General features: G+C 67.2%; 20 protein-coding genes and 1 tRNA gene. 11 read left to right on the forward strand and 10 right to left on the reverse strand.

The window, feature by feature from the left end:
* Window positions 1-251 precede the first annotated feature (251 nt).
* Window positions 252-2,048, forward strand: coding sequence for an acyl-CoA dehydrogenase C-terminal domain-containing protein (locus H9Q09_RS06575; RefSeq protein ID WP_187390394.1), 1,797 nt, complete (start codon window positions 252-254; stop codon window positions 2,046-2,048).
* A 210-nt stretch (window positions 2,049-2,258) separates the two neighbouring features.
* Entirely contained in the window at window positions 2,259-3,467 is a 1,209-nt protein-coding gene (locus H9Q09_RS06580; protein ID WP_187390395.1) for an acetyl-CoA C-acetyltransferase, read from the forward strand.
* A gap of 24 nt (window positions 3,468-3,491) precedes the next feature.
* On the opposite strand, the gene H9Q09_RS06585 is transcribed toward H9Q09_RS06580, so the two are convergent.
* A complete protein-coding gene (locus H9Q09_RS06585; RefSeq protein WP_187390396.1) occupies window positions 3,492-4,271 on the reverse strand; it encodes an EAL domain-containing protein in 780 nt (259 codons plus the stop codon).
* Window positions 4,272-4,421: 150 nt separating this feature from the next.
* On the opposite strand from H9Q09_RS06585, the gene H9Q09_RS06590 reads away from it, so the two are divergent.
* The gene (locus H9Q09_RS06590; RefSeq protein WP_187390397.1) at window positions 4,422-6,629 is read left to right on the forward strand and encodes an FAD-dependent oxidoreductase; all 2,208 of its coding nucleotides are present in this window, start codon (window positions 4,422-4,424) and stop codon (window positions 6,627-6,629) included.
* Window positions 6,630-6,891: 262 nt separating this feature from the next.
* Window positions 6,892-7,887 (forward strand): SH3 domain-containing protein, encoded by a 996-nt coding sequence (locus H9Q09_RS06595; RefSeq protein ID WP_187390398.1) that lies wholly within the window; start codon window positions 6,892-6,894, stop codon window positions 7,885-7,887.
* Window positions 7,888-7,944: 57 nt separating this feature from the next.
* Here the strand turns inward: H9Q09_RS06595 and H9Q09_RS06600 are convergent, their stop codons facing one another.
* On the reverse strand, window positions 7,945-9,324 hold the full coding sequence (locus H9Q09_RS06600) for an L-serine ammonia-lyase (protein ID WP_187390399.1): 1,380 nt from the start codon (window positions 9,322-9,324) through the stop codon (window positions 7,945-7,947).
* A gap of 56 nt (window positions 9,325-9,380) precedes the next feature.
* Window positions 9,381-10,445 (reverse strand): YihY/virulence factor BrkB family protein, encoded by a 1,065-nt coding sequence (locus tag H9Q09_RS06605; protein ID WP_187390400.1) that lies wholly within the window; start codon window positions 10,443-10,445, stop codon window positions 9,381-9,383.
* A gap of 245 nt (window positions 10,446-10,690) precedes the next feature.
* Here H9Q09_RS06605 and H9Q09_RS06610 point away from each other — a divergent pair, with 245 nt between their 5' ends.
* A complete protein-coding gene (locus H9Q09_RS06610; protein ID WP_187390401.1) occupies window positions 10,691-11,338 on the forward strand; it encodes a helix-turn-helix transcriptional regulator in 648 nt (215 codons plus the stop codon).
* 64 nt (window positions 11,339-11,402) lie between these two features.
* Window positions 11,403-12,107, forward strand: coding sequence for a thermonuclease family protein (locus H9Q09_RS06615; protein WP_187390402.1), 705 nt, complete (start codon window positions 11,403-11,405; stop codon window positions 12,105-12,107).
* Window positions 12,108-12,159: 52 nt separating this feature from the next.
* On the opposite strand, the gene H9Q09_RS06620 is transcribed toward H9Q09_RS06615, so the two are convergent.
* On the reverse strand, window positions 12,160-13,824 hold the full coding sequence (locus tag H9Q09_RS06620) for a lysine--tRNA ligase (RefSeq protein WP_187390403.1): 1,665 nt from the start codon (window positions 13,822-13,824) through the stop codon (window positions 12,160-12,162).
* 209 nt (window positions 13,825-14,033) lie between these two features.
* Here H9Q09_RS06620 and H9Q09_RS06625 point away from each other — a divergent pair, with 209 nt between their 5' ends.
* Complete coding sequence (locus tag H9Q09_RS06625; protein WP_024349109.1) at window positions 14,034-14,444, forward strand: tellurite resistance TerB family protein; 411 nt, start codon at window positions 14,034-14,036, stop codon at window positions 14,442-14,444.
* Between the two features lie 10 nt (window positions 14,445-14,454).
* On the opposite strand, the gene H9Q09_RS06630 is transcribed toward H9Q09_RS06625, so the two are convergent.
* Window positions 14,455-15,252, reverse strand: a complete 798-nt coding sequence (locus tag H9Q09_RS06630) for a transporter substrate-binding domain-containing protein (RefSeq protein WP_348646280.1) — start codon at window positions 15,250-15,252, stop codon at window positions 14,455-14,457.
* Window positions 15,253-15,579: 327 nt separating this feature from the next.
* Between H9Q09_RS06630 and H9Q09_RS22765 the strand changes: the two genes are divergently transcribed.
* Both H9Q09_RS22765 and H9Q09_RS06640 read left to right on the forward strand, forming a co-directional pair.
* Window positions 15,580-16,902: a glycosyltransferase gene (locus H9Q09_RS22765; RefSeq protein WP_187390405.1), complete on the forward strand. Its 1,323-nt coding sequence runs from the start codon at window positions 15,580-15,582 to the stop codon at window positions 16,900-16,902.
* Window positions 16,903-16,965: 63 nt separating this feature from the next.
* Window positions 16,966-17,418 (forward strand): hypothetical protein, encoded by a 453-nt coding sequence (locus H9Q09_RS06640; RefSeq protein ID WP_187390406.1) that lies wholly within the window; start codon window positions 16,966-16,968, stop codon window positions 17,416-17,418.
* 129 nt (window positions 17,419-17,547) lie between these two features.
* On the opposite strand, the gene H9Q09_RS06645 is transcribed toward H9Q09_RS06640, so the two are convergent.
* Window positions 17,548-18,108, reverse strand: coding sequence for a hypothetical protein (locus H9Q09_RS06645; protein WP_228238186.1), 561 nt, complete (start codon window positions 18,106-18,108; stop codon window positions 17,548-17,550).
* A gap of 236 nt (window positions 18,109-18,344) precedes the next feature.
* Here H9Q09_RS06645 and H9Q09_RS06650 point away from each other — a divergent pair, with 236 nt between their 5' ends.
* Both H9Q09_RS06650 and H9Q09_RS06655 read left to right on the forward strand, forming a co-directional pair.
* The gene (locus H9Q09_RS06650) at window positions 18,345-18,581 is read left to right on the forward strand and encodes a hypothetical protein (RefSeq protein WP_187390408.1); all 237 of its coding nucleotides are present in this window, start codon (window positions 18,345-18,347) and stop codon (window positions 18,579-18,581) included.
* Window positions 18,582-19,113: 532 nt separating this feature from the next.
* Entirely contained in the window at window positions 19,114-20,859 is a 1,746-nt protein-coding gene (locus H9Q09_RS06655; RefSeq protein WP_187390409.1) for a flagellin, read from the forward strand.
* A gap of 151 nt (window positions 20,860-21,010) precedes the next feature.
* Here the strand turns inward: H9Q09_RS06655 and H9Q09_RS06660 are convergent.
* From H9Q09_RS06660 to der, 4 genes are all read right to left on the reverse strand, one after another.
* Window positions 21,011-21,085: transfer RNA gene (locus H9Q09_RS06660), tRNA-Gly, on the reverse strand.
* Between the two features lie 147 nt (window positions 21,086-21,232).
* Complete coding sequence (locus tag H9Q09_RS06665; protein WP_009208474.1) at window positions 21,233-21,871, reverse strand: 2-dehydro-3-deoxy-phosphogluconate aldolase; 639 nt, start codon at window positions 21,869-21,871, stop codon at window positions 21,233-21,235.
* Window positions 21,872-22,034: 163 nt separating this feature from the next.
* Window positions 22,035-23,243: a cell wall hydrolase gene (locus H9Q09_RS06670; RefSeq protein ID WP_187390410.1), complete on the reverse strand. Its 1,209-nt coding sequence runs from the start codon at window positions 23,241-23,243 to the stop codon at window positions 22,035-22,037.
* A gap of 85 nt (window positions 23,244-23,328) precedes the next feature.
* On the reverse strand, window positions 23,329-24,738 hold the full coding sequence (der, locus tag H9Q09_RS06675; RefSeq protein ID WP_187390411.1) for a ribosome biogenesis GTPase Der: 1,410 nt from the start codon (window positions 24,736-24,738) through the stop codon (window positions 23,329-23,331).
* Between the last annotated feature and the right edge of the window lie 6 nt (window positions 24,739-24,744).

Genomic DNA, 24,744 nt, shown 5'->3' on the forward strand with positions numbered 1-24,744 from the left:
CGCGTCTGACGATGCGCCCGCCGCTTCCCTGCCCGGTCAGGCCGCCGCCGCGCTTCGCGCCGCCGCATCTGCCCTGCCCCCCCGCTTCCGCGCACGCTGCGCATCCCCTCCCCGCTCTCCATATCCCCTTCCGCGACATCGACGTGTCAGCCACCCATGCGACATCATGGGGGTCCATCGCCGGCGATCAGCCGTTGACGTTTACGTCAAAGTTAGCGATAAGCCGCCGACGCTCGAGACGGAGGAATCGCATGCCGACCTACCAGGCCCCCACCGAAGACACGCTGTTCGTCCTGAACGACCTGCTCGGCTTCGACCGCTACAACAATCTTCCCGGTTTTGCGGACGCGTCACCCGACGTCGTCGAAGCGATCCTCGGCGAGGCCGGCCGCGTCGCCAGCGAAGTGCTGCAGCCGCTGAACCGGGTCGGCGACCTCGAGGGTTGCACCCGCGCCGCCGACGGTTCGGTGACGACACCCAAGGGCTTCAAGGCCGCCTACGACACCTTCCGCGAAGGCGGCTGGGGCAGCCTGCCCTTCGACCCCGAATATGGCGGCCAGGGCCTGCCGCACACGCTCGCCACCGCCGTGTCGGAATACATGTCCTCGGCCAACATGGCCTTCGCCATGTATCCGGGCCTGACCGCCGGCGCGATCGCCGCGATCTCGGTTCATGGCTCGGACGAGCAGAAGCAGACCTACCTGCCGAAGATGATCGAGGGCTCATGGACCGGCACCATGAACCTGACGGAGCCGCATTGCGGCACCGATCTCGGCCTCTTGCGCACCAAGGCGGTGCCGCAGGATGACGGCAGCTACCGCATCTCCGGCCAGAAGATCTTCATCTCCGCCGGCGAACACGATATGGCCGACAACATCGTCCATCTGGTCCTCGCCCGCATCGAGGGCGCGCCGGAGGGCGTGAAGGGCATCTCGCTCTTCATCGTGCCGAAATTCGTCCTCGACGCCGACGGCAATCCGGGCGAGCGCAACGGCGTCGTCTGCGGTTCGCTCGAAGAGAAGATGGGCATCCACGGCAACGCCACCTGCGTCATGAACTACGACGACGCGACCGGCTATCTCATCGGCGAGGCTGACAAGGGCCTGCGCGCCATGTTCACGATGATGAACGAGGCGCGGCTCGGCGTCGGCGTCCAGGGTCTGGCGATCTCGGAAGTCGCCTACCAGAACGCCGTGACCTACGCCCGCGAACGCATCCAGGGCCGCTCGCTCGCCGGCGCCAAGGCACCGGAGAAGAAGGCCGACCCGATCATCGTCCATCCGGACATCCGCCGCATCCTGATGACCATCCGGTCGATCAACGAGGCCGGCCGGGCGCTGGTCCTGTGGACCGCGCTGAAGGGCGACCTGTCGCATCGCGCCGAGGAAGAGAAGGAGCGCCAGGCCGCCGACGACTGGATGGGCCTGATGACCCCGGTCATCAAGGGTGTCCTCACCGACAAGGGCTTCGACAATGCTGTGATGGCTCAGCAGGTCTATGGCGGCCACGGCTATATCGGCGAATGGGGCATGGAGCAGTTCGTCCGCGACGCCCGCATCGCCCAGATCTACGAGGGCGCCAACGGCATCCAGGCGCTCGACCTCGTCGGCCGCAAGCTCGGCCTCAACGGCGGCCGCGCGGTGCAGTCCTTCTTTGCCGAGGTCGGCCAGTTCTGCGAGGAGAACCGCGCCAACGAGGCGATGGCCCCCTTCACCAAGGCGCTGAAGAAGGGCCTGAACGACCTGCAGCAGGCCACCATGTGGCTGATGCAGAACGCCATGGCCAAGCCGGACAATGCCGGCGCCGCCTCGACCGACTACATGCACCTCTTCGGCCTCGTCGCCATGGGTTACATGTGGGGCCGCATGGCCAAGGTCGCCCAGGAGAAGATCGCCGCCGGCGCCAATGGCCGCTCGGAGTTCATGGAGAAGAAGCTCCTGACCGCGCGCTTCTACATGGAGCGGGTGATGCCGGAGAGCGCCGCCCATCTGGCGCGCATCTCCACCGGCGCCGATTCCATGATGGCGATGGACGCCGACGCCTTCTAGGCGGCGACCGCCCGGGAGGGCGTCCGGCAGCGGCGGCCATTGCCTTGGCGCTCCCGGGTGGCCATGTCGGAGGCGACCGGACACTGCACCCGTCGCGCCTTCGCGACGGGCCGACCCGGCCACAAGCGGCCGGGTCCATGAGGATTTCATCGCGGCATACGGCGCGCCGCCCGCAGGCGGCCTGGGCGCGCGGAACACGGAGGAACATCAATGACCGAAGCCTATATCTACGATCACGTCCGCACGCCCCGCGGCCGCGGCAAGAAGGACGGCGCGCTGCATGAGGTGCCCGCCGTACGCCTCGGCGCCAAGGTTCTGGAAGCCCTGCGCGACCGCAACGGCATCGACACCCGCACCGTCGACGACATCATCTTCGGCTGCGTCGATCCGGTCGGCGAGGCCGGCTCGGTGATCCCGCGCGCCAGCGCCTTCGAGGCCGGCTACGACTTTGCTGCCCCGGGCATGCAGATCTCGCGCTTCTGCGCCTCCGGTCTCGACGCGGTGAATCTCGGCGCCGCCAAGATCGCCCAGGGCGCCGAGGACATCGTCATCGCGGGCGGCGTGGAATCCATGTCGCGGGTCGGCATGGGCATGTCCGGCGGCGCCTGGATCATGGATCCGTCCGTGGGCATCCCGTCCTATTTCATGCCGCAGGGCGTCTCGGCCGACCTGATCGCCACCAAATACGGCTTCTCGCGCGACGACGTCGACGCCTATGCCGTCGAGAGCCAGAAGCGCGCCGGCAAGGCGTGGGAGGACGGCCGCTTCGCCAGGTCCGTCGTCCCGGTCAAGGACCAGAACGGCCTGACCATCCTCGACCGTGACGAGCACATGCGCCCGTCCACCGACATGCAGTCGCTCGGCAGCCTCAACGCTTCCTTCGCCATGCATGGCGAGATGGGCGGCTACGACGCCGTCGGCATCCAGGCCCATCCCGAGATCGAGGCGGTCAACCACGTCCATCACGCCGGCAATTCCTCCGGCATCGTCGATGGTGCCGGCGCCGTCCTGCTCGGCTCCAAGGCCGGCGGCGAGGCCCTCGGCGTCAAGCCGCGCGCCCGCATCAAGGCCTTCGCCAATATCGGTTCCGATCCGGCGCTGATGCTGACCGGCCCGGTCGACGTGACGGAAAAGCTCCTGAAGCGCGCCGGCATGACCATCGGCGACATCGACCTGTTCGAGCTGAACGAGGCCTTCGCGGCCGTCGTCCTGCGCTACATGCAGGCCTTCGACATCGACCACGACAAGATCAACGTGAATGGCGGCGCCATCGCCATGGGCCATCCGCTCGGCGCCACCGGCGCGATGATCTTCGGAACGGTGCTCGACGAGCTCGAGCGTCAGGGCAAGCAGACCGCGCTGGTCACCCTGTGCATTGGTGCCGGCATGGGCACCGCCACGATCATCGAGCGGGTCTGAGGCGACATGCTGCCGGGGCTGGGATCAGGCGACGTGCTGGACACCGATCTCATGCGGTTGCACCGCGAGCGCCGGCAGCGTCTCGAAGGCCGGCTTGGCGAAGTAGTAGCCCTGGAACAGGGTGACGCCAGCCGCCTTCAGCGCCGCGAACTCGGCCGCCGTCTCGACGCCCTCGGCCAGCACCGTGGTGTCGAGCTCGCGGGCGACGAACAGGGTCGCCGCGAGGATCGCCTGGCGGGCCCGGCTGGTGTCGATGCCGCGCACGAGGTGCATGTCGATCTTGATCAGGTCGGGCTGGAAGTCTGCGAGCAGGCCCAGCCCGGCATAGCCGGCGCCGAAATCGTCGAGGGCCGTGATGAAGCCCATCTTGCGGTACTCGGCAATGATGTTCTGCAGATGCGCGACATCGGTCATCTGCTCGCTCTCGGTGAACTCGAACATGATCGAGGTCAGCGGGAAGCTGCTCTTGCGGGCGGCCGCAAGGGTCGCGCGAAGGCAGGCGGACGGCTCGTAGACGGCGTTGGGCAGGAAGTTGATCGACAGATGCGGCAGCTCCCCGGAGGGGAACAGCCGCGACGCCAGCGAGATGGCCTTCACCCGGCAGGCCTGGTCGAAGCGGTATTTCTGATCGGCCGAGACCTGCGACAGGATGCTGTAGGCGCTCTCCCCGTTAAGGCCCCGCACCAGGGCCTCATAGCCCCAGACCCGCTCCGACGCGATGTCGAGGATGGGCTGGAAGGCCATGGAGAACTGGAAGTCCAGCGGGCGGGAAGTCTGGCAGCCGGGGCAGGCGGTTTCGGACATGGGCAGCAACTCGTCGGTGCGTATGAAGGCCCGTATTGTAAGGGTCGAGTGGTTTAACAACCCTGAAAGTTTCACACCCCTGCCGGTGGCAACGCCTTGGCGGGACATGGAAAATGATAGACGGCAAGCGTCCGATCTGGGAGCGAATTGATGAACAGCGAGAACTTCACCATCGAGATCGACGGCGACGGCCTGGCCCTCGTCACCTGGGACATGCCCGGTCGCTCGATGAACGTCTTCACCCAGGAGGTCATGGGTGAGTTCGACGCCATGGTCGACGAGATGGTCGACGACGCGGCGGTCAAGGGCGTCGTCATCACCTCCGGCAAGACGGGCTCCTTCACCGGCGGTGCCGACCTGAAGATGCTCTCCGGCATGTTCGAGAGCTTCGAGGCGAAGAAGCGCGAGAACCCCGACGAGGCGATCCGCGAACTCTTCGACGGCGCCGGCCGCATGTCCTGGATCTGGCGCAAGCTGGAGACCTGCGGCAAGCCCTTCGTCGCGGCGATCAACGGCACCTGCATGGGCGGCGGCTTCGAGCTGGCGCTGGCCTGCCACGGCCGTGTCGCCGCCACCAGCGCCAAGATGGGCCTGCCCGAGGTCAAGGTCGGCATCTTCCCCGGTGCCGGCGGCACCCAGCGCGTACCGCGCCTGACCGACACCCAGAGCGCCCTGCAGATGCTGCTCAAGGGCTCCACCCTGACCGCCGACAAGGCCAAGGGCATGAAGCTGATCGACGCGGTCGTGTCGCAGGACGAGCTCGTCGCCACGGCCAAGGAGATGCTGAAGTCGGGTCTCTCGGCAGTGAAGCCGTGGGACCAGAAGGGCTTCAAGCTGCCCTCGGGCCCGGTCTACTCGCCGCAGGGTGCGCAGGTCTGGCCGGCGGTCGCCTCGCTCTACCGCAAGGAGACCAACGACAATTATCCCGGTGCCCGCGCCATCGTGAAATGCGTCTATGAGGGCCTTCTCGTCCCCATGGACACCGCGCTGACCATCGAGCAGCGCTACTTCACCGAGGTCCTGCAGACGACCGAGGCGGCGATGATGATCCGCTCGCTCTTTGTCTCCATGCAGGAGCTGAACAAGGGCGCCCGCCGGCCGAAGAACGTCCCGGCCAGCGATCTGAAGACGGTCGGCATCGTCGGCGCCGGCTTCATGGGTGCCGGCATCGCCTATGTCGCGGCCCAGGGCGGCCTCGACGTCGTCCTCATCGACCGCGACCAGGAGGCCGCCGACAAGGGCAAGGCGCATTCGCGCAAGCTGATGGAAGGCCTCGTCTCCAAGGGCCGCGCCACCAAGGAACAGGCCGAGGCCGTGCTGGCGAAGATCACCGCCACGCCGGACTACGACGCCCTGAAGAATGCCGATCTCGTCGTCGAGGCGGTGTTCGAGGACCGCGACGTGAAGGCCGAGGTGACGAAGAAGGTCGCCGCCGTGCTGCGCAAGGACGCGATCTACGCCTCCAACACCTCCACCATCCCGATCACCAGCCTGGCCGAGGCCTTCGAGGACCAGGAGCGCTTCATCGGCATCCATTTCTTCTCGCCGGTCGACCGGATGATGCTGACCGAGGTGATCCTCGGCGAGAAGACCGGCGACAAGGCCCTGGCCGTCGCGCTGGACTTCGTGCGAGCCATCAAGAAGACGCCGATCGTCGTCAACGACACCCGCGGCTTCTTCGCCAATCGCTGCGTGCTCCGCTACATGTCGGAAGCCTACGACATGCTGGTCGAGGGCGTGCCGCCGGCGATGATCGAGAATGCCGCCAAGTTCGCCGGCATGCCGGTCGGACCGCTCGCGCTCAATGACGAGACCGCGGTCGATCTGTCGCTGAAGATCATGAAGGCGACCATGCGCGACATGGGCGAGGATTCGGTCGATCCGCGCCACTTCAAGCTGGTCGAGCAGATGAACGGCGACGGCCGGCTCGGCCGCAAGGCGGGCAAGGGCTTCTACGACTATCCGGCCAAGCCCGCCAAGAAGTCGCTGTGGCCCGGCCTGAAGGACATGTTCGAGCAGCAGCCCGCCGACCAGATCGACTTCGAGGAGCTCAAGCAGCGCTTCCTCGCCACCATGGCGCTGGAAGCGGCGCGCACCATGGAGGAAGGCGTCGTCGTCGACCCGCGCGAGGCCGATGTCGGCTCGATCCTCGGCTTCGGCTACGCGCCCTATACCGGCGGCACGATCAGCTACATCGACGGCATGGGCACCAGGGCCTTCGTCGCGCTCTGCGAGAAACTGGCCGCCAAGCATGGCGAGCGCTTCGAGCCGACGCCGCTGCTGCGCGAGATGGCGAAGACCGGCGAAACCTTCTACGGGCGCTTCCCGCCGGAAGGCTCGAAGGCCGAAGCCGCCTGATCCGCTTTCCTGCGAGGCCAGCCAGACATGGGGGAGAACCGGAACCGGTTCTCCCCCTTTTTCTTGCGCGCAAGCGGCGAATGCTTTTCATTCAGTGACGAAACGGTTTGCAACGCCGAACGGCCATAATTTAAAGTTTTAAGACAAGACGAGGGACGTTCGCACCGACGCGCCAGCCATGGCGCGCGGAAATTTGCGGCAGGCGCGCCCCGGAGCTGCCATCGGCGCCCGGCGCGGCACGCGGCCGACGAGGAGAAGCAGGATGACGAGGGGGCCGCGCAATCGACATCGGCCGAGCGAGGAGGCAATCCGCAGACGCCTCGTCGAGCGTCGTTCAGATTACGATCGCCGGCAGGCCGACACCGGCTGGGTCGACCGTCTGGTCCAGGGCCGGCAGCCGAGCGGACGGCTGCCGAACCGCGGCCGCCCGCCCGGTTTCTTCACCCGCCTGCGGCGGCGGCCCATCACCGCCTATATCCTGGCGACGATCGCCTCGGTGGCCATCGTTGCCGCGCTGACGCCGACGCTCCTGCGCACGAGCACTTCGGCCGGCAACGCCCCGCAGGTCGCGCAATCGACGCCCGCGACATCCGACGACGCGGCCATCGCCCGGCGCATGGCCGATGCCATGGCGCCGGTGGCCGAACGGGTCGCCTCGGCCCAGACCGGCGGTCGCCTGCGCCCGGCCATCGCCGCCATGCCCGAAACCGTCGCCCGCCCCCCCGCCATGAGCGAGGCTGCCGTGGCCGCCGCACTTAATCTGCGCCTGCCGCCGGATGCGGCCCAACTTATCGCAGCCGTCGAGAATCCCGATTATCTGAGCACGACCGGCAGCGTCGGCCCGATCATCGCCGACGCCGACAGCATCGAACCGCCACGCCCCGGCGCGATCGATCTGAACACCGTCGCGCCGCTCGGGCCGATCGTCCCGCAGGTCCCGACCGCCAAGACGCCGCCGTCGACCGATTCCGCCCCCCTCACCGTCGAGGAAGCCCTGCGCGGCACCGCCCCTGCCGTCCCTGTCGACAGCGCCCCCGCGCAGGAAGAGCTCGCGGCCGCACAGCCTGAGGACAGCCCGGGCGGCATCGTCACGGCCAGCGTCAACATGCGGGCCAAGCCGGAGAACAACGCGACCATCGTCGCCGTCCTGGAAAAGGGCATGGCAGTCACCGTCATCGCCTGCACCTCCTGGTGCGAGGTCTCGGCGAATGGCCAGCGCGGCTTCGTCTTCCGCGATTTCGTCGACCAGCGCGGCTGATACACCAACCCATGCCCGGTCACGGGCATGGCGACCATTCGCGATGCGGCCACTGCCTCAGCAGATGGTGACGTTGACGGCGAGCCCGCCCATTGCGGTTTCCTTGTATTTCTCGCTCATGTCGTTGCCGGTCTGGCGCATCGTCTCGATGACATTGTCCAGCGAGACGAAATGCGTGCCGTCGCCCTTCAGGGCCAGGCGCGCGGCGTTGATCGCCTTCACCGCCCCCATCGTGTTGCGCTCGATGCAGGGGATCTGCACGAGCCCGCCGATCGGGTCGCAGGTCAGGCCGAGATTGTGCTCCATGGCGATCTCGGCGGCGTTCTCCACCTGCCGCGGCGTCCCGCCCAGAACGGCGCAAAGGCCGGCCGCCGCCATCGAGCAGGCGACGCCCACCTCGCCCTGGCAGCCCATCTCGGCCGCCGAGATCGAGGCGTTCTGCTTGTAGAGCGCGCCGATCGCCGCCGAGGTCGCCATGAAGGTGACGACGCCGTCGTCCGTCGCGCCGTGCACGAAGCGCTCGTAATAGGCCAGCACCGCCGGGATGACGCCGGCCGCCCCGTTGGTCGGCGCGGTGACGACCCGGCCGCCGGCGGCGTTCTCCTCGTTCACGGCCAGCGCGTAGAGATTGACCCAGTCGAGCGTCGTCAGCGGATCGCGCAGCGCCTTTTCCGGCTTTCGCAGAAGCTCGTTGTGGAGCTGCTTGGCCCGCCGCCGGACCTTCAGGCCGCCCGGCAGGATGCCGTCCATCCGGCAGCCACGCTCGATGGAATCGAGCATGGCATCGCGAATGCCCAGAATGCCGTCGCGGATCTCGGCCCGCGAGCGCCAGGTCTCCTCGTTGGCGAGCACCGCTTCGCCGATCGACAGGCCATGCGCCTCGCACAGCGCCAGAAGCTCGTCGCCGGAGCGAAATTCGTAGGGCGCGCGGGCATTGGCCAGCACCGGCGTCTCTCCGGCAGCGTCTTCCGCCGACATCACGAAACCGCCGCCGACGGAGTAATAGTCCGCCCGGTCGATCTCCCGGTCCGCCGCGTCGAAGGCGGTGAAGCGCATGCCATTGGAATGGTGCGGCAGCCGCTCGCGTTTCAGGAAGATCAATTCCTCGCCGTCGCGAAACGGCACGCGCTGGCCGCGGTCGAGCTGCAGCTCGCCCTTGTCGCGGATATAGGCGAACAGGTCCTCGGCATCGTCAGGGTCGAGCGTGTCGGGCTGCAGGCCGGCCAGGCCGAGCATCACCGCCTTGTCGGTGCCGTGGCCGGTGCCGGTGAGCGCCAGCGAACCGTAGAGATGCACGACGACCCGCGCCGCCTCTCCCTTCAGCCCGCGATCGTCGAGCCGGTCGAGAAAGCGGCGCGCCGCCAACATCGGCCCCACCGTGTGGGACGACGACGGCCCGATCCCGATCTTGAACAGCTCGAACAGGCTGATGGACATCCGGCCTCCCCCTCGACCTCGCAAAAAGAGACTGCTTTGGCCGGCCATGCAAGCCGTCAGGCGGGATGCTTGTGCTTGCGCCGGAACAGGCCGCGCTTCTCCGCCGTGGGGGCGGGGTCGCGCCGCGAGCTCTTGCCCAGCGTGTCGGCGACCCGGGCGCCGCGTTCGCCGATCGGCCTGGGCGGGTCGTTCACCGTGTCGTGCGCCGTCTGGTGCTCCATCTCGGCATTGATCTCGGCGCCGATGATGAAGATCAGCGAGGAAATCCACACCCACATCATGAAGCCGATGACGGCGCCGAGCGAGCCGTACATGGCGTTGTAATTGGCGAAGTTCTGCAGGTACCAGGAGAAGCCGAGCGAGGCGAGCAGCCAGACCACGGCGGCCAGGAGCGCGCCCGAGACCACCCATTTCCAGCGGGCGCGCCGGCGGCTCGGCCCATACCGATAGATCATCGCGATGGCGACGACGATCAGCCCGAAGACCACCGGCCAGCGCATCGCCGCGATCATGATCTCCGAAAAACTCTGCAGGCCGAAGACAGCCATGACCACCGGAACGACGCCGACGGTGACGATCAGCACGATGCCGATGAAGATGGCGCCGAGGGTGAAGCAGAAGGCGACGAGGTTCAGCTTGAAGAAGCTGCGCTGCTCGCGCTCGCCATAGGCGACGTTCATCGCCTCGAACAGGGTCTTGATGCCGTTATTGGCGCTCCACAGCGCAAACAGCAGGCCGCTGACGAAGCCCAGCGACAGCGACGAGGAATCCTGGCTCACCAGCCGCGCCAGCTGCGATTCCAGGAGCTCGGTGCCGGCCGTCGGCAGGAACTGGCCGATGAAGGCGATATGCTCGCCGATCGAGACCGGGTCGGCGACGAAGCCATAAAGCGAGACGAAGACGGCGAAGGCCGGAAACAGCGCCAGCAGCAGGTAGAAGGTCGCGCCAGCGGCGATCAGCATCACCCGGTCATCGAAGAACGAGGCGTAGATGCGCAGGCTGATGTCCTTCCAGCCCTTCCAGGGGATCGACATCGGCCCGCCGGCGCTGCGGCCGCGCCCCGGCTCGCTAGCCCGGCGGCGGGTTTCCTCGCTGGTATGCGCCGCGAACTTCAGATCCATGCCGTCATTCCGTTCCTGCCATCGCATGCCGCCGCCGATACGCCGCGCGTCGGCAGCCCCGTCCATAAGGCTGGAAGAGCATATGGCACCAACCATGGCCTCTGCCCAGCGGCGCACTACTGCGCAACGGCAGGGCCGTGCCGCTTCCGAAGAATTTGACGCTACGATATGGACAGCGGCACCATGGCGCTTTAAGACCGGTCAGAGGTATTTATTCCTCTGACGCAGACCGGGCTTCGCACACGATGTTTTCCCATGACCGGATATGGCTGGCGATCGACGCCCTGGCGACCCGCCACCGGATGTCGCCCTCCGGCCTCGCCCGGCGCGCCGGCCTCGATCCAACGACCTTCAACAAGTCCAAGCGCAATGCCAGCGACGGGCGCCCGCGCTGGCCCTCGACCGAATCCATCGCCAAGGTCATCGCCGCGACCGACGCCAGCATCGAGGAGTTCGCTGCGCTGATGCGCGGCGAAACGCCGGGCGGTCCCCGCTCGCCCAGCCCCGCCATGAGCGTGCCGTTGCTCGGCTTTGCCGAGGCCGGCGGTGGCGGCTTCTTCGACGATTCCGGATTTCCGGCTGGCCAGGGCTGGGACGAGATCGCCCTGCCCTCGACCGGCGACGAAACCGTCTATGCGCTCGAGGTGTCGGGCCAGTCGATGATGCCGCTCTACCGCGACGGCGACATTCTCATCGTCTCGCCGGCCGCCGCCGTCCGGCGCGGCGACCGGGTGGTGGTGCGCACCCGCGAGGGCGAGGTGATGGCCAAGATCCTGCAGCGCCAGACCAGCCGCACCATCGAGCTGGCTTCCACCAATCCGGATTTCCCCGACCGCCAGTTCCAGATGGACGAGGTGGAATGGATGGCGCGCATCCTGTGGGCCAGCCAGTGATCCTGCAGCCGCGTCCCGGCGGCGGGACGAGCCGGCCCTGCGCGGGATCGGCCGCCGTCGGCGCGTGATCCGCACACTGCTCGCAGCCCTCGGCCTTGCGGCGCTGGCCGCTCTCCTCTTTTGGCTGTTGCCGTCCCCCGACGAACTGCAGGAGCCGGCCCGCATTGTCCCGCCGGCGGCGGAGCAATCGGCAGAACCGGCAGCGCCCCCCGCCCCCGAAGCGCCCGAGCCGGCGGGCGCCCCGAACGGCGACGGCCTCGCGCCACGCCTTGGCCGGAACGTTACGCCCGACGGCATCACCAGCGGACCGGCGACGGACGGCCCGCTCCGCCGCTTGCCGCCGCGCGCGCCCGACCCGTCGCCGGAGCAAGCCGCCGAGCCCGAAAACATCGAAACCCGGCAGATCCTGTTGCCCCGCCCGATCGCGCGCGACACCGCGCATCTGACAATCGGCCGCGGCACGATCGCCCTGCCCGGCATCGCCGCGCTCCCCCTGGAGCGCAGCTGCGGCGAGGGCGCGAACGCCTGGCCCTGCGGCATGCGGGCGCGCACCGAGTTGCGCAATTACCTGCGCTCGCGCTCGATCCGCTGCGAGGTCCCGGAGGATTTCGGCGACCGCGACGAGACAATCACCAGCGCCTGCACGCTGCGCGGCGACGATGTCGGGGCATGGATCGTGCGCAATGGCTGGGCCGAGGCGGCACCCGGCGGTCCCTATCAGGACGCCGAGGCCGAAGCCCGGCGCGAGAAGCGCGGCATCTGGCGATAGACGGCGGCGAACACCCGCCACCGGTCTGTTCGCGCGGGAACAGCCCCGGGCGTCAGGCGCCCGAAGCCAGCCGGCCTTCCAGTGCGTCTCGGATCAGGGCGCGGGTTTCAGCTAGGCCGTAAAGCGCCGCGAAGGAGCCGAAACGCGGACCTTTTTCCTGTCCGATGAGGATCTGGTAGAGCGCCTGGAACCACTCTCCGGAGACGCCGGGTCCGCCCTGCGGCCCCGACTTCTTGTGATCCTGGTAGCGTTCGATCGGCCGGGCGACGTCCAGAAGCGCGTTCTGGATCGCCTCGCCATCGGCATCGGCCGGCAGCGCCGCAAAGGCGGCATCGAGCGACTCCAGCGCCTCGCGCTCGACCGCGTCCGGGGCCCGGAACGTCTTCGCCGGCCGGACGAAATCCTCGTAATAGCGCAGCGCATACCCGACGAGCTGATCGAGTTCGGGATCGGTCTCGGCGGTCACCCCCGGCGCGTAGCGGGTGATGAAGCCCCACAGGGTCGACGCATTCGACGCGTTGGAGGCCGAGACGAGGTTGATCAGCATGGCGAAGGGCACCGGCACGCCCTTGGCCGGCGGCGTCCCGTTATGAATGTGCCAGACCGGATTCTGCAACTGCTGGCGCAGTTCCTGGCGCTGATAGGCGGAGACGAACTGGTAGTAGTCGTCCACGGCCTTCGGGATCACGTCGAAGAACAGCCGCTTGGCGGCGCGCGGCTTGCCGAACATGTAGAAGGCCAGGCTCTGCGGCGAGGCATAGGACAGCCATTCGTCGATGGTCAGGCCGTTGCCCTTCGACTTGGAGATCTTCTGCCCGCTCTGGTCGAGGAAGAGTTCGTAATTGAACCCCTCCGGCGGCGCCGAGCCCAGCGCCCGGCAGATCTTCGACGACAGGGTGACGGAATCGATCAGGTCCTTGCCGGCCATCTCGTAGTCGACGCCCAACGCCGCCCAGCGCATGGCCCAGTCGGCCTTCCACTGGCACTTCACCGCGCCGCCGGTCACCGTGGTCTCGATCCGCTCGCCGGTCTCCGGATCGAGATAGGCGATCATGCCCCGCTCGACGTCGCGTTCGACGGTCGGCACCTGCAGGACGATGCCGGTGCGCGGATGGATCGGCAGGAAGGGCGAATAGGTCGCCTGCCGCTCGGCGCCGAGCGTCGGCAGGATGATCGCCCGCACCTCGTCATAGGCGGCGAGCATCTTCAGAAGCGTCGCGTCGAAGCGGCCGGAGGCATAGTACTCGGTGGCCGAGGCGAATTCGTAGTCGAAGCCGAACCGGTCGAGGAAGGCGCGCAGCCGCGCATTGTTGTGGGCGGCAAAGCTCGGATAATCGTCGGAGAACGGGTCGGGCACCCGCGACAGCGGCTTGCCGATATGGGTCGCCAGCATCTCGCGGTTCGGCACGTTGTCCGGCACCTTGCGCAGGCCGTCCATGTCGTCGGAAAAGCATAGAAGCCGCGTCGGCACAGCGCCGTCGGTCAGAACCGTGAAGGCATGGCGGACCATCGAGGTCCGCGCGACCTCGCCGAAGGTGCCGATATGCGGCAGGCCCGACGGGCCATAGCCGGTCTGGAACAGGACTTCCGCCGGCATGCCGCCCTTTTCGAAGCGCTTCAGGAGCTTGCGCGCTTCCTCGAAGGGCCAGGCATTCGACGCCATGGCTTCGGTCCGCAAGAGATCGACGTCGACGGTGTCCGGCTGCGGGCTCGGCATGAAGGCATTCCTCGAAAATCCGGGTCCCGGGCGTCCGCGCGCACTGCGAAGGGGACGCGCAGATTGCCGGGGGACCGTCAGGTGCCGCCCGGTCTAGAAAGAAGCCAGCGGCGCGTCAACAAAAGCCGCCCGTGCCGAATGACGGCTTGTTGCGACCGCCCCGGGTGCATAGCTTGCCGAGGGTAGCCCTGAAGCAAGGAAGGCAGACAATGTCGGATCTCGGACCGCGCGAAGCCCTGGTTCATCTCATGGTGTCGATGGCCGCGGCCGATGGCGCGATCAGCGACCACGAGCTGCGGGAACTGCAGGCCATCCTCGACACGCTGCCGGTCTTCGAAGGTTTCGATCGGGGCCGGTTGAACGGTATTTCCGAGCGCTGCAGCCATATTCTCGAACAGGAAGACGGGCTGCAGACGATCATCGACAACCTGATGTCGGCGCTGCCGCAAAAGCTGTACGAAACGGCCTATGCGCTGGCCATCGAGGTTGCCGCCTCCGACGTCCACGCCAGCCAGCCGGAACTGCGCTTCCTGGAAATGCTGCGCGACGCCTTCGAGCTCGACCGGCTGACCGCGGGCGCGATCGAGCATTCCGCCCGGGTGCGCTACCGGCGCCTCTAGCGCCGCGCCGTCAGAAGGCGCTGACCGGGAAGTAGCGCAGCAGCAATTCGGAAAACCGCTTGCTCTCGACGAGCTGGCCGATCGCGTAGTCGAAGGCCCGGGCGAGTTCCTCGTCCTTCGGCGCCACGGCGATCGACAATCCTTCGCCCAGAAAGCGGTCCGACAGGAACGGCCCGCCGGAGAACCCGCAGCAATCCTCGGCGGCGTTGCTCTCCAGCCAGAAGGACAGGCCGACCCCGTCGCCGAAATAGGCGGCGATCTCGCCCTTGCGCAAAGCGGCCAGTCCGTCGTCGCGGGTGGGATACAGCCGCCGGTCGATCTGCGGAAAGAAGCTGCGCAGCATGGCCGCATGGGCACTGCCCTCGGCAACGCCCACCGGCTTGCCGGCCAGCGTGTCGGCGACCGGCTCCTTCACCGGCGCCTCCTTGGTGGTCACGAAGCGTGCCGGATACCGGAAATAGGGTTCGGTGAAGGCGAGCTCGCGCCGGGTGTCGGGCGTCATCGACAGGCCGGCGACGATCGCCTCCCCGTCACCGCGCTGCAGTGCCGGCACCAGGTCGCGAAACGCCATCGCCTCGATCTGGCAGCGCGGCAGGATATCCAGCTCCTCGCAGATCGCCCGGACGAGATCGACATTGAACCCCGCCAGCCGGCCACGCCGGTCGAGGAAGTTGAACGGCGGGTAGTTGGTCGTGGTCAGGAAGCGGATGCGCGTGCGCGCGCCGAGATCCGGCTTGGTCATGCGCTGGCGCTGATCGAAGAAATTCGGCGTCGCCACCTGGGCCTTCACGGTTGCAGCACCGGTCACTGCATCCCCGAGGAATCCAGCGGCGGACACGAGCATTCCAACCAGAAACAACCCTGACGCGAAACATACCCGCATAGATTTCTTTCCCTTGCGTCATCACTCGCGCACGATGCAACCGGGTGCCGGCCGGCGCCCCGACACTTCATCCTGGAGCGGGTCGTTTGCGTGCGTGACGATCAGACCGATCCTCGAACGGCTTATGCGGCGGGACCTTATGGCCCGCAACCGGCCATACGCAAGAATGCCCGCTTCACGCATCCGAAACCGCACGATGCTCCGTCGCAACCGCCGGGCGGATCCCGCTTCGCCGGAGGCGTCACCGACCGCGTGATCGCCCGGCTGGGCCTGACGGCGGAAGCCCTCGGACGCGCCCGCCGCGCGGCAGCCGACAACCGGACCGACCTCGCCGCCGAACTGATTGCCGGCCGGCACGTGACCGCCGATCGCCTGACCCGCCTGATGGCGGAGGCGCTGGATCTGCCCCACGAGCCCATCGGCCCGGACGAACGGATCATCGGCCTTCGCGATCTACAGCCTGCCGGGTCTCCGCGCCTTCTGAAGACTTGCGGCGCGGATCTGGAAACCAAGCTGTTCCTGCGCCCGCGCCTTGAAGATCTCGACCGGGTCGCCGCACTGCTCGCCCTGCAGCCGGATGTCCGGCGCAAGGCACGGTTAGCCACCGAGGCCGACATCGCCGCGGCCCTGGCATCCCGCAGCGCCGCGCGGCGCATCGAGGATGCCACGCTCAGCCTTGCCCGGAGCGCGCCGCGCCATTCGGCCCGGACCGTCGTCGAGGCCGGCCAGGCGGCGTTGCTGGCCTTCGCCGCCTGCGCCGTTCTCGCCGCCTTCGCCATGGCCCCGTCCGCAACGGCCGCGGTCCTGCATCCGTTGTTCGGCATCGCCTTTGCCGCCTGTCTCGCCATCCGCATCGTCGCGGCGCTGCCGGCCCCTCCCAAGCCCGAGCAGAACACGGCCGCAGATGTGGAGACGGGACCCCTCCCCGTCTATTCGGTCCTCGTCGCGCTCTATCAGGAGACGGGGGTGATCGAGCGCCTCGTCGCGTCCCTGTCGCGCCTCGACTGGCCGACCAGCCGCATCGAGATCAAGCTGGTCTGCGAGGCCGACGATCCGGCGACCATCGCCGAGGCGCGCCGCGCCACGGCCGGACTGCCGCAGTTCGAGATCGTCGCCGTGCCGCCCGGCGAGCCGCGCACCAAGCCGAAGGCGCTGAACTTCGTCCTTCCGCTCTGCCGCGGCGAGTTCGTCGCGCTCTATGACGCCGAGGACGAGCCGGACCCCGGCCAGTTGCGCGAAGCTTTCCAGCGCTTCCGCAGCGGCCCCGGTGACCTTGCCTGCCTGCAGGCGCCGCTCGTCGTGCGCAACGGCCAGCAGAACTGGCTGGCCGGCCTCTTCGCGCTGGAATATGCGGCGCTGTTCCGGCGGCTGCTGCCGTGGCTTGCGCGCCATCGCCTGCCGATGCCGCTGGGCGGCACCTCGAACCATTTCCGCCGCCACAGCCTGACGGCGGTGGGCGGGTGGGATTCCCACAATGTCACCGAGGACGCCGATCTCGGCATGCGGCTGTATCGCGAAGGCTGGGCGATCGGCACGCTGACACGGCCGACGCTGGAAGACGCCCCCGAGCGCTGACCGGTCTGGTATCGCCAGCGCACGCGCTGGACGAAGGGCTGGCTGCAGACCTGGTTGGTCCACATGCGTCAGCCGCTCAGGCTGTGGCGCGAACTCGGCCCGGTCAGCTTCGCGGTGTTCCAGATGCTGTTCGTCGGCATGCTGGCCTCGGCGCTGATCCAGCCGGTGTTTCTCGTTCTGGTGCTGTCGACACTGGTGTCGGCGCTGAATCACGGCCTGCCCGGCGGCCTCGCGGGCCTGATCTTCGCGCTCGACCTGTTCAACGCGACCGGCGGCTTCATCGCCTTCGTCGCGCTGTCACTCCCGGCGCTGCAGCCGGAGGAGCGCGCTACCCTGCCGAAATATTACGCCCTCGTTCATCTCTACTGGCTGCTGATCGCGCTCGCGTCGCTGCGCGCGGTGATCCAGCTCGCGCGCGATCCCCACCGCTGGGAGAAGACCCACCACGATATCCGCGCCCGGGCGGACCTGTACGACCAACGCTACCGCACCGAACCGCATTTCAGCGCCAGCTAGGCATGTCTTTCCCGGAGTGTGAAAGACTCGGTGGGCGAGCCGCTCCTAACGCAAGACGGGCGGCCATGCCGACCGCCCGTCATTTGAAAGTCGCCTGCGCCGACGCGGCGCTCGCGCCGCCTGATGCCGTCAGTGCCCCTTGAGGCCATCCCGCAGGCGCTGGGCCTGGATGGCCGCGCGGGCATACTGCTCCCAGGCGGAGCGAACGGCCATGAGGTTGACGTTCATCGCCTCGGCAAGGCTCTCGAGCTCATCGAGCTTGGCCGCGCTCTTGGTGAACTTTCCGGCCAGATCGCCGCTCACGTCGCCCTTGCGCGCGCTTTCGATCATCCCGGCGAGACTGCGGCCGTGTTCCTCGATCTCCGGCAGGATCCGCGTCAGCGCCTGGTTCAGGCGGAGCCGTTCGGCTTCCGCCGTCTCGAGCTGGGGACGTAGCTGCTCCATCAGCCGCGCTGCGTTGCGGCATTCGCGGCCGTGGCGATCGAGATCATGGCCGAGCCCGGTGAAACCACCCTCGATGCGGCGCGGCAACCGCGGCACCGGTTCGTCCATGATCAGCGGCGGTCCCGACAGCACATTCGACGCCGCACTCGGCTTGTCGCTGCGATCGGCAAAGTCTCTCGATAGTTCCTCGGTGAGAAAGTCGCTCATATCTGGGGTGGTATCCTTGGCTGCCGTCATCGTGGACATGCTATTCTCCCGCAATGCCGCTGGATTGCTTGTTGATGATTAAATATGCACGGCTGCGAGTGGCCGGCCACCGTTTTGTTAACGGATGGTTAAGACTTGCAGGCGCTTAGCCCTCGAAGATGACGCAACGACCTCTCGGGGACGCCCTGCGACATTCCCCGTTATCCCCACTTGTCCACCGGAAACTGCAGGCCGCCCCGCAGTCATCCGGCGATCCCCCATGCTAGGCTCGCGCCATGAAGGACAGACGCGATTCCCGTTCCGTGCCGGTCACGGCAGCGCCGCTGACAGCAGCGACGATCGACCACCTCGAAGCCTGCGCCAGCGGGCTTTGGGAGCATGCGCGGGATTTCGACCGCTGGGGTCTGGCGCTCGACGCCGAGGCGACCCGCAGCCAGGCGATCGCCTGCCGCGTCGAGGCAATCATCGCCCGCGCCACGGCCGCAGCGACGGATCATCTGCAGGCGTCCTGACTCGGTTTTCCGAGGCCGCGATCGTCTCGCCTGAGACCGTTTACGACGAATCCAGATCGTCCGGTTTTCGCCGCGCAATGCGCCGCGGGACGAGAGGCACAGGCGCGTCGCGGCTGTGTCACCGGCGCCCGCGATCGGTATCGTCCTGAGGCCGCGCGGCTCCGCGGCTTATAGACGCCTGCTCTACCCCACGTTGCTCCCCAGCGCCGTCCCGTGCCCCCATCCAGGCGCGCTAACGACCCGGCGTGGTCGGCCCGTCTGAATCACGCTGGCGGGCCAAAGCCGGAGCACGATCCCGGTCAGACGCACAGTGTCGCGCGCCCTGATCAGCCCCCTCCGCATCTCCCGCTGCGCACTGCCGCCGAGACGCCCTGCGGCCCCGGCCCGACCCCCCGGCGTGACGCGCTCTCGCGTCGAGCGATAGCCGGCCATGCATTCCGCGAACACCACTCCTGATGGCGATAAGGCTCTGTTAAGCAACCGGAACCTATATCGTTAAACATAACTAAGCCCGCCTTACGAGGCCCTCCACATGATCAGTATACGGACCAACGGCACCGCGATGACGGCGCTTGCCAACGTGCGTTCGCTGCAATCTGCATCGGACGCAAATCAGACCGCGATGGCCACGGGCTACCGGGTCGGCTCGGCCGCCGACAACGCGTCCTACTGGTCGATCGCGACCGGCATGCGCTCCGACGTCAAGGCGCTCGGTGCGGTCGCCGACGCGCTGGGCCTCGGCTCGGCCACGACCGACGTCGCCTACACGTCAATGGTGCAGGCCGGCGACATGCTGGCCGACATCAAGGAGCGGCTGGTGGTCGCCATGGAGCCCGGCGTCGACCGCCAGAAGGTGCAGGCCGAGATCAGCCAGCTTCAGGCCGCGATCGTCGCCACCTCCCAGGCCGCCAGCTTCTCGGGCCAGAACTGGCTCCAGACCAACGTGCCCGACATCTACGAGACGCCCGTGGACCGCCGCTCGACCATGCTGGTCGCCTCGCTGTCGCGATCCAGCACGTCGGGACTGTCGGTCGGCACGATCGGCGTCGATCTGCAGAAGACGTCCCTGTTCAACGTCGATGGCGGCGGCATGCTGCAGCCCGATCCCCGCAGCCCCAGGAATATTGGTGGCTTGCGTTCGATCGCCGCCGTCTATCCGCCGTCCTATTCCCCATCCAACACTACGGGATTGGTCAGCCATCAGTTTACTTTTCCTGCGTCGATCACCTTCGGAATGACCGACACAATGACGTTCACCATGACGGTCGACGCCGAGGATGACTCCACTGCAGGCCTGCCGGGTACCTACGATGATGGCTTGGACATTCCGGTTTCCATCGACCGGGCCCTCGTGGATGCGACCCTCGGCCGCGGCGATGGGGTGATTGCCGACTACCACGAGATGATCCGTGTCCTCGACGCGGCGATTACAGGAAACGAGGTCTCTGTCAGTTACGTCTATCAACGGCTCTACAACCCCTACAGAGTCGAAGTGGTCGAGGACGAAATAAAATTCACCAACCAAGAGAATACCGGCATGCCGGGCTCTTCCTTCGCCATCAAGGATTTCGCCACCACCGCCTCCGGCACGGGCGGCCTTGGAAACGTCGCGACGATCTATGGCGAACGCGCCTCGACTGTCACGATGGATTTCCAGCCCTTCCGCATCTACCGGGACGTCGAGGTCTCGTACTCGCTGACCGCCAACAGCGTTTCGCGGTCTTATCGGATCGACCGCGATCTCGTGGACCGGGTGCTGGGCACCGACGACGGCTGGGTGAACACGGCCGCGGACATGCACGCCATCCTGACGGATCTGAACGACATTCCGGACCTGCTGATCGAGGAGACGGCCGGCGATATCGTCCTGCGCCTCGATCCCGCAGCCAATCGTGAGGCGGGCACCAAGTCACGCATGGTTGTCAGTGGGCTGCAGGTGAACATCGAGCCCCTCACCGCGATCGGCATTCTCGACGTGGACGTGGCCGCCAATCCGAACGCGATCAAGGACTATCTGCAGCAGGTCGACACCATGCAGCAGCGCGTCGTGTCCGGGGCTGCCGTCCTCGGCGCCATCAGCAAGCGGCTGGAGATGCAGACGGAATTCACCCGGACCGTCACCCAGACGCTGGAACAGGGCATCTCGCGGCTGGTCGACGCGGACATGGAAGAGACCTCGACCCGCTACCGCGCGCTCGAGGCCCAGCGCCAGCTTGCCGTGCAGAGCCTGTCGCTGGCCAATTCGACCCCGGACATCGCCCTCAGCCTGTTCAGATAACCGACAAGACAGGCACCCGACATCAGAAACGCCAGCCCTCGCGGCTGGCGTCTTGCGTCGCGCGACCCGCTTCATGCGCTCGACGGCCGAAACGACTACGGAAAAGCAGCCGGCAAGGCAGCAACGATATCGGGACAGGCGCTGATGGGGCTGGAGCGGGCGATGGGGGTCGAACCCACGACATCAAGCTTGGGAAGCTTGCGTTCTACCACTGAACTACGCCCGCGCAGGCGGGACAATGCTCGCCGGACGCAGCCGCGTCAAGATGGTTTGCCGCGGTCCCGTGCGATCATCGACGCGAAGCCTGCGGCTCGATGGGCCGGGGCCGTGCCCCGCCTTGCAGAGGCTGCCTGACGCGGCAACGGCGCAAGCGCTAGCTGCGCAGGGCGACGGCCTCGCGGGCGAGTGCGGTGATCGCGTCCCAGTCGCCGGCCTCGACCGCAGCCTTCGGCGCGACCCAGGAACCGCCGACACAGATGACGTTCGGCAGGGCCAGATAGTCGCGGACATTCTTCATCGAGATGCCGCCGGTCGGGCAGAAGCGCAAGCTCGGAAACACCGGCGAAATCGACTTGAGGAACGCCGCCCCGCCGATCTGTTCGGCCGGGAAGAACTTCAGCACCTCGTAGCCCTCCTCCAGCATCGCCATCAGCTCGCTCGGCGTCGCCGATCCCGGCAGCATCGGCGCTTCGGACGAGCGCGCAGCGTCGAGCAGTTCCATCGTCGCCCCCGGCGACACGATGAACTGCGCGCCGGCCTTGGTGGCGCGGTCGAACTGGCGGGGGGTGAGAACGGTGCCGGCGCCGCACAGCGTCTCCGGGACCTCGCTGGCGATCGCCATGATCGCTTCCAGCGCGGCCGGGGTGCGCAGGGTCACCTCGATCGCCTTCAGGCCGCCGGCGGCCAGCGCACGGGCCAGCGCGACGCCCTCGGCGGCGGATTCCACGGCGACCACCGGAACCACCGGCTGCGCGCTCAGCATTTCCAGAAGTCGCTTGCTGTTCTGAGCCATGATGTCTTCCCCGAACCGTACCGCTGTCTTAACGGCGCTCTACAGCATCGCTTCGCCAAGGGGAATGGTTCGGGTCGAAAACCTCGCCGCGGAGACGATCCGCCGGCGCAGGACCGCGGTCATGGACGGCGCGGCAAACAGGCCTTTGCGAAGGCCCTGTCGCTTACCAGCCGCCGTTGAAGGTGCGGTAGAAGATGTGCTTGCCGATCTTGTCGACCCGCTCCATCGCGCCGGCCCAGCGCGGGCGGACGTAATTGGCGTGGTAATGGGTCGCGGAGCCGACCTCGTTGATCCAGATCTCGCCGCGGGTCACCTGTTCGGCGATGCGCTTGGCCTTGGCCCAGGAGCCGCTGTCGGACACGCGGTCGCGCGCGCCGTCGCAGGCAAAGGAGAACTGGCAGCGATTGCGCCAGTTCTTGTTCTGGTAGACGACGCCGCAGATCGTGTTCGGGAAGGCCGGGTTGCGGACGCGGTTGAGGATGACCTGCGCCACGGCGGCCTGCCCCATGGTGCTCTCGCCGCGCGCCTCGAAATAGAGGCCATTGGCCAGGCAGCTCTGCTCCTTCTTCGACATGGTCTCCGCCGGCAGCGGCGTCGCCGCCCAGGCATGGTCCTTGTCGCCGATCGGCGGAATGAAGGCTTCCGGCGTATCCTTGAGGATCGTCTCGAACAGCGAGGAAGTCCGAGCGCTGCCCGTCGACGGTGCGTAGCCGAGGGCATTGGTGTCGCCGGCCGAGGGCTTCAGCGAGGCCAGCATGATCTTGTCGTTCGGCGTCAGGGTCTTGGCGCCCGGAATCTTCGGCGGGCCCTGAAGCTGGAAGTTCATGGCGACGGTGATCGCCTCCTTGGTCGTCTGGGTGACCTTGGAGAAGGCGGTGCGGATGCGCTCCTGGCCACCGACGACGCGCGATCCGAGCAGCGACTGGCGCTCGAGGATCGAACCGGCGGAGAAGCCGCGCGGCGGCAGGTTGCTGGCCGGAACGAGCGACAGGACGCGGGCGCCCTTGTCCTCGCGCATGATCCGGGTTTCCTCGGGCTTGACGATCGCCGCCTCGATCCGCGGCGCGGCGACGGCTTCCAGGCCCTCGGGCAGCTTCAGCCCGGCCGGGATCGGCTCGCGCAGATCGGATCCGGCGAACGCGATGGCCGCCGTTTCCGTGGTGCCGATTTTCGATGGAACGAAATAGGCCCTCCACTGGTTTGCATGACCGGAACCGCCGAGAAGGCTGGTCATGTCCTGACGGGCGACCGGGCTGGTCACCATCGCGAGGGAAGCGAAACAGCCAGTGGCCAGAACCACGGCCTTGGCCGCCCGAGCCTTCGACAGTTTCTGCAGGCGTGTCCCCGCGTGCTGTTCAACAGCCGTCATCATTCCCCCATCAAGCCTGCGTCATATAACGGGCGTCACCCAACGTCCCCCATTAACCTTGTTTCTTGGTTAACAGACGATGGCGATTTCAAGACGGACGCTTGCGTTTTCCGGCGTAGGGATTGTCCGGCTTGCGCAGACCGAGGCGGATCGGCACGGCGAAAAGCCCGAAGCTTTCGCGTAACCCATTGATAAGATAGCGCGTATACGACGCGTTCAGCGCATCCGGGCGGCTCGTGGAGATCATGAACGTCGGCGGACGCGATTTGACCTGGGTCATGTATTTTATGTTGATCCGGCGTCCCGCGACGGCCGGCGGAGAATGTCTGGTAACCATACGGTCGAGCCACTGATTCAGCTTGGCCGTCGAGATCCGCTTGTTCCAGACCTCGTGGGTATCGACGATGGCCTTCATCAGCCGCTCGACGCCCTCGCCGGTTTCACCCGACACCGTGATGGCACGGATGCCCCGCGCCTGCGGCAGCAGCCGGTCGGTCTTCTCGCGCAGATCGGCCAGCACCTCCTGTCGGTCCTCGATCATATCCCATTTGTTGAAAGCGATGACCGGCGCCCGGCCTTCGCGCATGACCAGGTCGACGATCGACATGTCCTGACGCTCGAAGGGGATCGTCGCGTCGAAGACGACCACCACCACCTCGGCGAACTTGATCGCGCGCAGGCCGTCGGCCACCGACAGCTTCTCCAGCTTTTCCTGGACCTTCGCCTTGCGGCGCATGCCGGCCGTGTCGAAGACCTTGATCGTGCGGCCGCGCCATTCCCATTCGCTGGCGATGGAGTCGCGGGTGATGCCGGCCTCCGGGCCGGTCAACATCCGGTCCTCGCCGAGGAACCGGTTGATCAGCGTCGACTTGCCGGCATTCGGGCGGCCGACGATGGCGATCCGTAGCGGCTTGGTGGCGTCGTAGACGGGCTCGACCTCGTCGTCCTCCACCGGCACGTCCACCAGCGCTTCCTCGGGCTCCGGCGTGTCGTCGGCGAAGGTCTCTTCGCCCAGCGCCTCGAGGATGGCATCGCGCAATTCGCCCATGCCGACGCCATGCTCGGCGGAGATGCCGATCGGCTCACCCAGACCCAGCTCGAAGGCGTCGAGCATGCCGGCTTCCGCCCCGCGGGCTTCCGACTTGTTGGCGACGAGGATCACCTTGCCGGCGGTGCGGCGCATGATCTCGACGAAGGCCCTGTCCTGCGGCATCACGCCGGCCTTCACGTCGATCATGAACAGGCACAGGTCGGCCGAGGCGATTGCCGTCTCGGTCTGGGTGCGCATCCGGCCTTCCAGCGTGTCGGCGCCGGCTTCTTCCAGGCCGGCCGTATCGACCACCTCGAAGTCGAGGTCGAGCAGCGTCGCGTCGCCGGTGCGGCGGTCGCGGGTCACGCCCGGCCGGTCGTCGACCAGCGCCAGACGCTTGCCGACGAGGCGGTTGAACAGGGTGGACTTGCCGACATTGGGTCGGCCGATAATGGCGATGGTGACCATGACGGT

The sequence above is a fragment of the Aurantimonas sp. DM33-3 genome (assembly GCF_014334315.1).
Lineage (GTDB): Bacteria > Pseudomonadota > Alphaproteobacteria > Rhizobiales > Rhizobiaceae > Aurantimonas > Aurantimonas coralicida.